The sequence below is a fragment of the Cyclobacterium sediminis genome, from assembly GCF_054781075.1.
Genome location: NZ_BAAGVC010000017.1, coordinates 66,967 through 79,725, shown reverse-complemented (window position 1 = coordinate 79,725; position 12,759 = coordinate 66,967). Strand labels below are relative to the sequence as shown.

General features: G+C 39.7%; 12 protein-coding genes. 5 read left to right on the top strand and 7 right to left on the bottom strand.

The window, feature by feature from the left end:
- Positions 1–14: 14 nt before the first annotated feature.
- On the top strand, positions 15–968 hold the full coding sequence (locus ACYVHJ_RS15090) for a glycosyltransferase family 2 protein (RefSeq protein WP_339903872.1): 954 nt from the start codon (positions 15–17) through the stop codon (positions 966–968).
- Positions 949–1,797, top strand: coding sequence for a lysylphosphatidylglycerol synthase transmembrane domain-containing protein (locus ACYVHJ_RS15085; protein WP_339903873.1), 849 nt, complete (start codon positions 949–951; stop codon positions 1,795–1,797). Before ACYVHJ_RS15090 ends, ACYVHJ_RS15085 begins: the two co-directional genes overlap by 20 nt.
- Before the next feature lie 187 nt (positions 1,798–1,984).
- Here ACYVHJ_RS15085 and ACYVHJ_RS15080 read toward each other — a convergent pair whose 3' ends face one another.
- The 6 genes from ACYVHJ_RS15080 to ACYVHJ_RS15055 form a co-directional block, all read right to left on the bottom strand.
- Positions 1,985–2,680: a hypothetical protein gene (locus ACYVHJ_RS15080; RefSeq protein ID WP_460516121.1), complete on the bottom strand. Its 696-nt coding sequence runs from the start codon at positions 2,678–2,680 to the stop codon at positions 1,985–1,987.
- Between the two features lie 250 nt (positions 2,681–2,930).
- Entirely contained in the window at positions 2,931–3,761 is an 831-nt protein-coding gene (gene tsf / locus ACYVHJ_RS15075; protein ID WP_339903875.1) for a translation elongation factor Ts, read from the bottom strand.
- 107 nt (positions 3,762–3,868) lie between these two features.
- Positions 3,869–4,630 (bottom strand): 30S ribosomal protein S2, encoded by a 762-nt coding sequence (gene rpsB, locus ACYVHJ_RS15070; RefSeq protein ID WP_303613842.1) that lies wholly within the window; start codon positions 4,628–4,630, stop codon positions 3,869–3,871.
- 44 nt (positions 4,631–4,674) lie between these two features.
- The gene (rpsI, locus tag ACYVHJ_RS15065; RefSeq protein ID WP_339903877.1) at positions 4,675–5,061 is read right to left on the bottom strand and encodes a 30S ribosomal protein S9; all 387 of its coding nucleotides are present in this window, start codon (positions 5,059–5,061) and stop codon (positions 4,675–4,677) included.
- A 12-nt stretch (positions 5,062–5,073) separates the two neighbouring features.
- Positions 5,074–5,517, bottom strand: a complete 444-nt coding sequence (rplM, locus tag ACYVHJ_RS15060; RefSeq protein ID WP_014020964.1) for a 50S ribosomal protein L13 — start codon at positions 5,515–5,517, stop codon at positions 5,074–5,076.
- 397 nt (positions 5,518–5,914) lie between these two features.
- On the bottom strand, positions 5,915–6,313 hold the full coding sequence (locus ACYVHJ_RS15055; RefSeq protein WP_339903878.1) for a GreA/GreB family elongation factor: 399 nt from the start codon (positions 6,311–6,313) through the stop codon (positions 5,915–5,917).
- A 718-nt stretch (positions 6,314–7,031) separates the two neighbouring features.
- Between ACYVHJ_RS15055 and ACYVHJ_RS15050 the strand changes: the two genes are divergently transcribed.
- From ACYVHJ_RS15050 to ACYVHJ_RS15040, 3 genes are all read left to right on the top strand, one after another.
- Positions 7,032–8,315 carry a dienelactone hydrolase family protein gene (locus ACYVHJ_RS15050; protein ID WP_460516114.1) on the top strand — a complete coding sequence of 428 codons (1,284 nt, stop codon included), beginning with the start codon at positions 7,032–7,034 and terminating at the stop codon, positions 8,313–8,315.
- Between the two features lie 66 nt (positions 8,316–8,381).
- Positions 8,382–9,623, top strand: a complete 1,242-nt coding sequence (locus tag ACYVHJ_RS15045) for an NRAMP family divalent metal transporter (RefSeq protein ID WP_460516111.1) — start codon at positions 8,382–8,384, stop codon at positions 9,621–9,623.
- 142 nt (positions 9,624–9,765) lie between these two features.
- Complete coding sequence (locus ACYVHJ_RS15040; protein WP_460516108.1) at positions 9,766–10,992, top strand: amidohydrolase family protein; 1,227 nt, start codon at positions 9,766–9,768, stop codon at positions 10,990–10,992.
- A gap of 84 nt (positions 10,993–11,076) precedes the next feature.
- On the opposite strand, the gene ACYVHJ_RS15035 is transcribed toward ACYVHJ_RS15040, so the two are convergent.
- Positions 11,077–12,576: a YfcC family protein gene (locus ACYVHJ_RS15035; RefSeq protein WP_460516105.1), complete on the bottom strand. Its 1,500-nt coding sequence runs from the start codon at positions 12,574–12,576 to the stop codon at positions 11,077–11,079.
- Positions 12,577–12,759: the final 183 nt, after the last annotated feature.

Here is a 12,759-nt window from a genome sequence, read left to right as displayed (position 1 = left end):
CCAAATTTTAAATCATGACTCAGCCTGAGATTTCCGTTGTCATTACCATTTTTAATGAAGAAGGTAATATTGCTCCCTTATTAGATGCCGTATATGAATCATTATCAGCCATTGACTATGAACTGATACTGGTAGATGATGGGTCTACAGATCGTTCGGTTGAGAAAATGAAGGCGCTGGCCAATGAAAGAACAAGGGTATTGGTGTTTAACAAAAATTATGGCCAAACTACTGCTTTGGCAGGAGGGATAGATCATTCCAATGGGAAGTATATCGTAACCATGGATGGCGACCTCCAGAATGATCCTAGTGATATTCCTATGCTGTTGAAAATGGTTAGGGATGAGGATTGGGACGTTGTGGCCGGGAGAAGGGCCAAGAGAAAAGATGGCTTTGTGCTCCGGAAGCTGCCCAGCAAAATGGCCAATTGGTTAATCCGCCACACAACTAAGGTGTTTCTTTCTGATTATGGCTGTAGCCTGAGAATATATAAAGCACATATTGCCCAAAATATGGGGCTTTACGGAGAACTTCACAGGTTTATTCCCGTTTTGGCAAAACAAGAAGGGGCACGCATGACGGAGGTAGATGTAAAGCATCACCCAAGGATTCATGGTGAGTCAAAGTACGGACTTAGTAGAACTTTTAAGGTCATTGCTGACCTTATTTTAATGCTCTTTTTTCAGAAATATTTTCAGCGACCCATACATATATTTGGTACATTAGGGCTTTTTGCATTCACAGGGGGAGTATTGGTGAATATTTATTTACTTGTACTCAAGCTAATGGGAGAGGATATCTGGGGGCGTCCCATACTTTTGGTAGGATTTATTTTATTACTTGGTGGAGTGCAGTTGATTACTACAGGAATAGTGGCTGAAATAATCGTTAGGACCTATTATGAATCCCAGGATAAAAAGACATATACAGTGAAAGCAATTTTTCAAGGTGATAAAAAAGAGGCTTAAATTTTTTCTTAAAATCCTACTTACCAGTCTGGCGCTGTATTTGGTTTTTAGTAAAATAGATACTAAAGAAACCTGGAAGGTGATTCAAACCTCTCATCTAGGATGGGTGTTCCTGGCTTGGATGTTTTTTGTAGCTTCAAAGTTGTTCAGTGCAATACGTCTGAACATTTACTTTAGGGATATTGGTCTTCGCTTACCTGAAATCAAGAATATAAAATTGTATCTCATAGGAATGTTTTATAATCTTTTCCTACCCGGAGGCATTGGGGGAGATGGTTATAAGGTTTATTTACTCAATAAGGTACATAAAACTCCTGTGAAACAATTGATCAATGCGGCCTTACTCGACAGAGGAAATGGCTTGGCAGTATTACTCTGGCTGATGTTTTGCCTGATGTTGCTCTTGAACTTACCCTGGGATTTCCCCATTACTATGTTTTGGCTGGGGATATTAGGAATTGTGTTTATCCCGATTGGATTTTATCTGGTGATGTTGCTTTTTTTTAAACAATTTATGGGCTCTGTGCCGTCCACCACCGGGTTTTCCTTTCTAAATCAATTGCTGCAATTGTGCAGTGCCTACTTTATTTTAGTTAGTATGGGGGTAGAAGATCAATACATCCCTTACCTTTTTGTGTTTCTTGTTTCAAGTACGGTTTCCGTCTTACCACTGACCATTGGAGGAGTGGGGGCTAGGGAGCTGGTTTTTGTCTTTGCGCATGATTATGTAGGGATAGATCAGAATGTGGCAGTAGCATTTAGTCTGCTGTTCTTCCTTATCTCAATGCTAACATCCTTGTTTGGGCTGTTTTTTAAGCATGAAGCATAAGGGTTTTGGAGGTAGACAAGGCCCAAGAGAGTTTAACTTTTTGTTACAATCTCACCAATCCCTTGCGATGAGTTACTAGTCAATATTCACTTTATGGCTTTGCAATTGGAGTAGCTTATAAAAGCCTATGGATAGTCAAAAGTTTAACCAATCGCAGGACCATTGCATAATGCGATTAGAAAACATCCTATATGCCCACCACCGCAATTGCGATTTGAACTATTTCTAGGCTTGATCTTTGAGTATTATAGTGAAATACCGCATTTTCCCCTGGACTTTTGGTCGTTTCTACAGCTCCTTTGGGCAGGAAACGGAAAGGCACACTGCTGTTATAATTGACTTTCAACTCCAGTTGCGTATCATTTCCCTTAAATTCAATGGGTAATTTATAACCCAATGCTAACCCATAAGCCATGGTAAAGGCCGAATGGTCCAAGCCTTCTTCTAAGATTTCGGAAAATATCGTTTCTCTGATCATATAGCGGGTATATAAATTGCTTAACCCTATTTGTGCATCAATAAAGAGCCTGTCCATTTTTACCCAGGGTAGGTAATGTTTATAATGGGCCTTGATATTTAGAATATTACTGTTTCTGCGTAGTCTCAACACTTCTGAATCTCCGTTATACAGGTCATCTCTTTTTTCTAATGAGGAGCCATAGATCCCATAGCCAACACTTAGGCCTGCAGCAACCGGTAGGCTAGGGAATTCGTAATATACAGACCCGGCTATTTCAGGGAAGCTATTGGCTTGAATTTTTTCTTTGAAATCATTGATAGGGAAGTTGTATTTGGTTTCTATACCGAATATTATGTCTTGAGCCATTCCACTAAAAGGAAGAAAAAAAAGTAAAAATAGTGATCGAACAAAGTTTGAAGCCATAACATTAAAAACGATAAAGTTTGACTAAGGATTCAATTTAAACCATTTTTATTGGAAGGCCCCATTATGATTTTGGCTTAAATAAGATACTGTGTATCCTTTTTTTTGCTGTAGTGGGTAGAGATGTATGTAAAGCTGGGAAATTGATTAAGGGAAAGAGTTTATAACTTGCTTTTATTAAGGCAGAGATATAAAAAAAACCTGACCAAAATATTGGTCAGGTTTAAATATATGTTGATTTCTTTAAGGATTAACCTATAGAAACTCTTTTGAAACTTGATACGGTCAAACCTTTGCTAACGCTGTCAAGGTATTGAGCGATGGTTTTGCTAGTGTCTTTCACGAAAGACTGGCTAAGCAAAGTATTCTCTTTATAGAACTTGTTTAATTTACCCATGGCAATTTTCTCAAGCATTGCTTCTGGTTTACCATCTTGTCTGGCTTGGTCTTTACCAACTTCGATCTCTCTTTCAACAACAGAAGAATCTACACCATCTTTGTCAAGTGCTACCGGATTCATGGCAGCAATTTGCATGGCTACATCTTTACCTGCTTCGGAAACATCAGCACCTTCGGTGTTGGTTAGCCCTACCAATACACCTAACTTACCGTTGGAGTGTATGTAAGGTTCAACCACTTCCGCAGTTACTTTCTCTAGGTGAGAAACACCAATTTTTTCACCGATTTTACCGGTCATTTCAGTGATTTTTTCACCTATGGTGATGCCTTCAAAAGGCAATGCCAAAACAGCATCAATGCTTTCAGCGTCTGCTTTTACTGCTTCAGCCAAGATGGCATTAGCAAAGGCAGAAAACTCATCATTTTTGGCAACAAAGTCAGTTTCGCAAGTGAGTGAAAGGATAGTTCCGGTTTTACCGTCTTCACTTACACTAGTAACCACAACGCCTTCTTTGGTTTCACGGTCTGCTCTGGAAGCTGAAACTTTTTGTCCTTTTTTTCTAAGGATATCAATAGCTTTTTCAAAATCTCCTTCAGCTTCGGTAAGGGCTTTCTTACAGTCCATCATACCGGCCCCGGTTTTTTGTCTCAGTTTATTTACCTCTTGTGCAGTAATAGCCATTGGTTTATTTTTTTTGTTGAATTAAATTAGGTGTTGACAATAAAACAAAAATTGAACAGCAAGCTGTCGCAAGTGTCCAATTTTTGTAATTAAAATGTCAAAGTGGATTATTCTTTGGTTTCAGCGTCGGCTGCTTTTTTTGCTTCTTCCTCTTCAGAAAGTTTAGCATCGTCTTTGTCTTTCTTACGTTCAGACAATCCTTCTTCAATAGCAGCACCGAATGCTTTCACCAATAGTGAAATGGATTTAAAAGCATCATCATTTGCAGGGATAGGGAAATCTACCTCATTCGGGTTAGAATTTGTATCTACCAATGCAAACACAGGGATACCAAGTTTCTTAGCTTCCGCCAAGGCAATATGCTCCCGTTTAATATCTACAATAAAGAGGGCTGCAGGAAGTCGTGTAAGGTCAGAAATACCTCCCAATACATTCTCCAGCTTTTCTCTTTGACGGCTGATCATCAGCCTTTCTTTCTTTGCTAGGTTTTTGTAAGCGTCGTCTTTAGACATTTTGTCTATTGTCGACATCTTCTTCAAAGATTTACGGATGGTAGCAAAGTTTGTCATCATACCACCAAGCCATCTTTCAGTAATGTATGGCATCTTAAGCCTTCTGGCTTCTTCTGCTACCAAATCTTTGGCTTGTTTTTTCGTAGCTACAAACATGATTTTTTTGCCTGAGCGTACGATCTGCTTGATTGCGTTGGATGCTTCATCAAGGCAAACGAGCGTTTTGTTTAGATCAATAATATGGATCCCATTCTTCTCCATGAAGATATAGGGTGCCATTTTAGGATCCCACTTTCTTGTTAAGTGTCCGAAGTGAACACCAGCATCCAGTAAGTCTTTATATTCTATATTGGCCATTTAATAAATTGTTGTTTATGATATTAAGAAAAGAATATATCCAATTATCTCTTAGAGAACTGGAATCTTCTTCTTGCTTTTCTTCTTCCTGGTTTCTTACGTTCAACCATTCTGGAATCACGCGTTAAGAATCCTTCTTTTTTCAACGGACTTCTGTGGTCTTCGTTGATTTCACAAAGGGCTCTAGATATCGCCATTCTGATGGCTTCTGCCTGACCACTGATTCCACCGCCATCAACATTTATGTTAATGTCGTAGGCACCGTCCTCATTGACCAATACCAAAGGTTGCTTCACCACAATCTGGTGTAGCTCAAAAGGGAAATACTTGTCCAAGGCCCTTTTGTTTACCGTGATATTACCGTTCCCGGATTTTATGTAAATCCTGGCTACGGATTCCTTTCTTCTTCCAATTTTGTTAATTACTTCCATTGACGGGTAGCATTAAAGTTTTACTTCTTTAGGTTTTTGTGCGCTGTGCGGATGCTCCGAGCCGGCATATACATACAGGTTAGTGTATAGTTTTCTACCAAGTCTGTTTTTTGGAAGCATTCCTTTTACTGCTTTCTCTACCAGAGTACGAGGAGATTTTTCCAAAAGGATCTTTGGAGTTGCTATACGCTGTCCTCCGGGAAATCCCGTGTGACGTACATATACCTTCTCTGTCCACTTCCTTCCGGTAAGTCTTACTTTCTCGGCGTTAATTACAATAACGTTGTCTCCGCAATCAACATGAGGGGTAAAGTTTGGCTTGTGCTTCCCTCTCAACATTTTTGCCACTTCGCTTGAAAATCTGCCGAGTACCTGGGATTGGGCATCCACTACTACCCACTCCTTCTCCACCGTAGCATCATTCGCTGATATGGTCTTATAGCTTAAAGTATTCACTGTGTAAATGTTTAATAATTAGCTTGTTAAATACATTTCACCCTCAAAAAGGGACACAAAGATAGAAGTTAATTCCTTCAATTCCAATAGAAAGCAAAGTTTACTGCCTTATTTTCACAAGAATAGCCATTGCTGTCTACCCATTCAGCAGGTGCTTTAGCCCCTTAACAGGACGAAACGGCTTTATCTGTCATTGAAATGTTTGATTTGATGAAACAAAAGTAATGCTTTTATAATTGATTTGCAGGCATGTTTCCACCATAATCTATAATTAAGGAAACTTAAGGTAAAAATCGGCCTTTTCAATCTATTCCCTTCCTCGTTTACTAGCTATTCCTATAGCACAAGTCTATGGTTTCCTTTACTTTCGATTGTCCCATTTTATTAAGGGGATTGCTTATTTGGTCACCATTTCTTTTTGAACTTGAGTGGTGACCTTTACGATTTTAATCTTTCTTAAGCCTCCGGGCAATTCCCAATCCACCGTAGCTCCTTCTTTGAACCCGATTAATGCAACGGATAGTGGTGAAAATACGGATATTTTATTTTGTGCTAAATTGGCATCTTTAGGGATTACCATCTTCATTTTTATCGTTTGTGAAGGTTGTCCTAATTCCACTTCAAAATGAGAATTTAACTGTATTGTACCTTTCGGGATTTTATTGTCGGGGACTTTTTTTGCCAAATTCAATTCATCCATTAATTGACCTACTTCTCTTGTTTTTTGAGCTGGAGTAAGGTTGTTAATGATGTTCTTAATCGTTCTGTAATCAGATTCTTTAACTATAGGTTTCATAATATTTTAATTTTTTGGAAAATAGCACTAAACCAAAGGTGGATTTACCCTTGTGAATCAATGCTTTTTGAGATTAAATGATAAGACTGTTAATTTCCGCCTAAATGACTAGGTTAAAGCCCTCTACCCCGGTTTATTTGGTAGAGGGTAATTTGATAAAGGCTTTATTGTGAGCGAGTACAATCCAATTCGCCTTCAATTCTTGAAGGGAAGTATTCCTGATGATGGCGTTATGGATGTAGGAAGTGTTCATGAAATAATTACTCTCAAGATATAAAAAAATATTTATATAGTCTAATTTCCTTTAATTTTAGTTGATCTGTATTTTGGGTAATAGTTCCATTGAGGATTGATAACGGAAAGGGAGCTTTCAAGGTTTCTTTTCTGTAAATTCTTTACTGTTTTAAAAAAATAGCCATACCGGATTGCGCTGAAGCAAAAGTAAAAGCCCTTTCGTTTTGAAAATTCGAGAACGTTCCCGTAATTATTTTCTTCTCGATGCTTTTATTTAAAGGCTAGATTGGATAAATAGTCTTCTGTTGACTTATTATAAGGATTTTGAATTGTTTTAATAGTCACTTATGCTTCAATGCGCTTGTTTAAGATTTGTGTTGAAGGGTAAAAGCCCTATCGGTTTTTACTGTAAATTGTAATGGAGAGCTTTATATTTTCAACCCCTAGATTGGCACCATTTGTTTCTTATTAAAAGGCCCATGAGATGAAAAACACCAGAAGGTTATTTATAAAATTATCCGGAATTCTCAGCCTTGGTTTATTCAATAGGGTAAATGCGTTAAACTCGCCTAAACCAAAGCCAAGTGTAGCTCACTTAGAAAGTTCATTTGCTTCCGGTCTCGAAGACAAGGGAAAAAGCATCATAGGTGAATATGGTAAATGGGCCGGCGGCTTACTTGAGGGAAGGCTTCCACGTCATTCTTATCGAAATGACAAGTGGGCAGCTATTGATCAATGGAAGGCAAAGGCTATTAAAATCACTGAAGAGAAGTTAGCAGCGCCTGATTTGGGTGGAGTGCCTGAGGTTAAGGTTGACAATCAATTTGTTTATGATGGCCTTTCAATAGAAGAGCTCAGTTGGAAGCTTCCCACAGGAGGGGAGTCTCAAGGAATAGTTTTGAAACCGGACAATGCCAAAGGCAAATTGCCTGGTATTATGGCCTTTCATGACCATGGAGGTTGGAAGTATTTTGGGAAAAGGAAAATAACCCGAACAAGCGAGGAACGACACAGCATGATGGTAGACCACCAAAAAATGTATTATGAAGACCTGGCCTGGGCCAATGAAGTGGCCAAAAGGGGGTATGTGGTCATGGTATCCGATGCTTTTACCTTTGCGAGTAGAAGAGTATTGCTAAAGGATGTGCCGGAAAACTTACGGCAAGGCCTGAATGATGATAATCCGGAATTGCCGAAAAATGCCAAGGCTTATAATAAATGGGCTGCTTACAATGAAGACACCATGGCCAAATCCCTGTTTAGTGCCGGGACAAGCTGGCCGGGAGTGTTTCTTGCCGAAGACCAGAAAGCGCTTGACATATTGTGCAATCGTGAAGATGTGGATCCGGATAAAATAGGCTGCGGTGGGCTTTCAGGAGGAGGCATGCGTACGGTCTTTATGGGAGGCCTTGATCCGAGGATAAAATGTGCGGTTTGTGTGGGGTTTATGACGACCTGGAAAGATTTGGTTCTGCACAAGTCCTTCACCCATACATGGATGACTTTTGCCCCCGGATTACCTCGGGAATTAGACTTTCCTGAAATTCTGGGCCTACGTGTTCCCCTGCCCACTATGGTGCTCAACTCCGTTGAAGATGGATTGTATACTTTGGAGGAAATGCAAGAAGCAGATAAAATATTGTCTGAAGTTTATAAAAAAGCCGGGGCAATTGACAAGTACCGCTGTACTTTTTATCCCGGAGGCCATCAATTCAATAAAAAAATGCAAGGAGAAGCATTTGATTGGTTTGACAAATGGCTAAAGTAAAAAAGCTTTTATTATCTTAAGGTTTTAAAATATTAAATTGACAATCCACCCCATTTTAATTGATTTATGAAAGACAACGCTATCTTTAAGAAGATTATTTTTGCCATCAGCTTGATAGGCCCGGGTTTATTTCTGATCGGATATAATATTGGAACAGGAAGCATAACTACCATGGCCAAGGTAGGTGCAGAATATGGAATGATGCTAACTTGGGTATTGCTGTTGTCCTGTATATTTACCTATGTGCTGATGGTGGCCTACGGCAAAACCACACTGGTCACCGGAAATACTGCCTTGTTTAATATCAAACATAAGTTGAAATACGGAAGTGTATTGGCGGTTTATATTATTATCGCCTTGGTCATTGGTGAGATAATGGCGCTAATGGGGATTTTTGGGATTATTGCAGATCTGATCCAAGAAGGTTCCAGGCTTATATTGGGAGGAGAAGGTTTCAGTACATTTTGGATTACCCTGGTGTTGGTGGTGGCTTTGTATTCTCTTTTTTGGTTTGGGAATTACCTGATTTTTGAAAAAGTATTGGTTTTTTTCGTGGCTTTAATGGTGCTTTCTTTTATTGTTGTTTTTGTTTTACTAAAACCGGATTTTACCACTATCGTTTCGGGTATGGCCCCTTCTATTCCCGATGAACCGGGAGTATTGCGGCTTATAGCAGCCATTGCTGGCACCACTTGTTCCGCTGCAGTTTTTATTATTAGAAGCACCGTGGTAGCAGAAAAAGGCTGGACCATAAAGGACCTAAAGCATGAAAAAAAGGATTCATTGGTTTCTGCTACCATGATGTTTATCCTTAGTGTAATCATCATGGCTGTGGCAGCAGGCACCCTGCATGTCATGGGGCTAAAGCTGGACAATACGGTAGAAATGATTAAATTATTTGAACCCATAGGTGGTGAATTTGCTGCGTTTATATTAATTCTTGGAATTGTAGGAGCAGGGATTTCCACAGTCTTTCCCATAATTTTAATAGCTCCTTGGCTAATCAGTGATTTTACCGGGAAGCCTAGGGATATCAAGTCTCCAATGTATAGATTATTGGCTTTTATAGGCATTTTGTTTGGTTTTGGCATGCAGTTTATGGAGGCAAGGCCCCCATTAATCATGGTCTTTTCCCAAGCCTTTCAAGCTTTTATTCTACCTGCAGTAGCCATTCCTGTTTTTCTCCTTATCAACAATAAAGAATTGATGAAAACCAATGTTGCGGGACTTAAAGAAAATATTGGATTGGTGGCGGTAATTCTCTTTAGCTTACTGACAGCTTATTTCGCTGTGGCAGAATTCCTTTAGAATGGATTGTAAAGCCTGTTGTCCGGCTTTAGCTAAAGTTATTAATTGAATTTTAAATTTTATGTTCCCTTATTACCCCTTGTTTTATTTGATTTGAGGGTAAGGTGCTGGTAACAAGATGTATACTAAATAATAAATGAAGATGAATAATAACAGAAGAGGTTTTTTGAAAAAGGCGAGTTTACTAGGTCTTGGAGCTTCCGGAATGACATATGTTCAAGGTTGTGGGCCAAAGAAACAAGAAGTTATCGAAACACCCTTAGCTAAGGAATGGGCTTCTGACCCTGAATGGTTAAAAGTAAAATATGGGGCATGGAGTGGCCCGGGAGTGCCTGTAGGCCCCGGCCCTATGGATGATGTATTGGTTAAGGATTATGCACCCAAATCCACAATCATTGCTGAAGAAACCTTCATTCCTAAAGCGAAGTTTTCTGTTATTGATGCACACGTTCACCATTATAGCGAAATTGAAGCTGGAGGAAATCCTAAACAGGTCTTGAAAGACTGGGTGAAAACAATGGATGAAGTGGGTGTAGAAAAATCGGTGGTGCTTACTGTAGCCACAGGTAAGGAATTTGACAGGATGGTTGAATTTTATTTGACTGATTACCCGGATAGGTTTCAACTTTTTTGTGGCATCGAGATGGAAGGAATTGACAAGCCTGATTATCCGGAGAGAGCAGTAAAAGAGTTGGAACGTTGCTATAAATTAGGCGCCAAGGGAGTGGGAGAGGTGACGGACAAAGGTTTTGGTGTTTCTCGTGACCAGACTTTAGCTCCTGATGAAAGAATGCATGTTGATGACGATAGATTGGATCCATTTTGGGCAAAATGTGGAGAATTGAATATACCTGTTAATGTACACCAGGCAGACCACCCTTCAGCTTGGACGCCACCGGATGTGCATCAGGAAAGGACCCCAATATTTCAACAATTCAATAAGTATGACACAGATGGATTGACTTATGATCAGCTGGTAACTTATTTGCCCAAGTTACTGGTGAAGCACCCGGGAACTACTTTTATTGCTTGCCATATGGCCAACTTGGGCAACGATTTAAAGCGGCTCTCACAAATGCTAGATGATTTCGATAACCTTTACCTGGATATTTCTGCAAGAGATTACGAAATTGGAAGGCAACCAAGGTCTGCTGCAAAATTTATCACCAAATACAGTGATAGGGTCTTGTTTGGGACAGATATGGGACTGGACAAACAAATGTACCAAGCTTGGTGGAGGCTTTTGGAAAGTGCGGATGAGCACATGCCGGGCAGAGTGTGGTGGAGATATTATGGTCTCGAACTCCCTGAAACTGTTTTGGAAAAATTATACCGAACCAATGCGGAGAAAGTGCTCAACTGGACCTGATTGTAAAACTAACCTGATTAGGTTTGAGACTTTATTACTGCCAAATATTTCAAGGACAAGGTCCATTTATTTTGTCCTTAGGTGTCAAACCGCGTAAACGGAAAAGGTTAAGAATACCATACTGGTTACCAATAAGATGAATAAAAGAGGGCTGATAAATTTTACCCATTTGTCAAATCCTATTTGTACCATCGCTAAAGCCGGTAATATCAAGCTTGTGGGGTTGATAAGGGCAAAAAGCCCCATTCCCAGCAGATAAGTGTCAACTATCGTTTCCCGCCCTATGTTCACTGTATCTGCTAAGGGAGCCATTATTGGCATCGTTAGCACAGCCATTCCTGAAGATGAAGGCATAAAAAAGGATAGCCCTCCATAAACAAACAACATAAAATTTGTAAATATTCCTTTGTTCATGCCTGCTGTGACATTGCTGGCATGAAATAGAATTGTATCGCTAATAAGTCCATCCTCCATTAATATGGTGATGCCCCGAGCGATACCAACAAGGAAGGCAACCCCAAGCAAAGTGGATGCACCATTGGTAAACGCTTGAACAAAAACAGTTTCTTTTACCTTGGCAATAAACCCTATGACAATGGCTCCCACAAGAAATGTACTGGTCATCTCTACAAACCACCAATCCAGAAAAGATACCCCAACAATCATCAGTAGGAAACTCAAAGAAAAAACCACAATTATGAGTTTTAGCCTTGGATTGAGCTTGGGGGGAGATTTCACTGAGTTTATACCAAAATGGGCTTTTATTGTCTCTTTTTGCTCCGAAATAATGGATTTTGAGGGGTCGGATTTTACCCGCCTGGCATAATGGAGGATATAAAGAATGGTGATGAGCAGGCATAGTAATAACATGATCAGGCGATGGTCTAGTCCTGTTGTCCAATTAATTCCTGCGGCATCTGAGGCTATAATGGTGGAAAAAGGATTGGTGGTGGAACACATTGTCCCTATACTTGAACCAAGATAAATACATGCAAGCCCAACCATGGCGTCATATTTTGCTGCCAGAAATACCGGTATTAATATCGGATAAAAAGCCATGGTCTCCTCTGCCAAGCCAAAAGTGGTACCACCTGCTGCAATTAGGCTGGTTACCAAAATAATAAGCATATATTCTCGACCCTTAAGGCTTTCTGACATGTAAGCAATTCCTGCATCAAAGGCACCTGTTAGGTTCATTATGCCAATTAAGCCTCCAATGATTAAGATTAAGAAAATAATATCGGAAGATGCTATGATTCCTTTTATCGGTGATTTTATCAAGGCTCCGATTCCCTGAGGTCGTGCATCTAATTCTTGATAGGTATTGGGAATAGCGATGGGCTTATAAATATCGCCGGATAGAAACTTTTCAATGGGTATTTTTATGTTGAGCTCTTCTAAGGTCTGTTGAGTGGCCGGAAGTTCAATGCTTTGAGTTAAGCTACTTTTCACGAATAAATCGTCTTGGCTTTGGTAGACCAAGGTGTCGTATTTACCGGCAGGAACCAACCAGGTTAAGGCAGCTACCATCGCTGCGATAAGAATTAAAATAGTATGAGCAGTTGGAAGTTTAAGTTTGTTCATTTTGCTTGTCTATCTCAAGTATTTGCCTGATCTCTGGGGTTTTTAGCAGGATGAGTCCTTGCTATCCAATATACCAATTAATTCTTCAGAGCGAAAGAATTATAGAATAACCATCGAAGGAAGAGGCTTATAAAAGGAAAGTAGCTGTTCCTTTTTATAAGCCTCGGTTGATTACAAAAATTG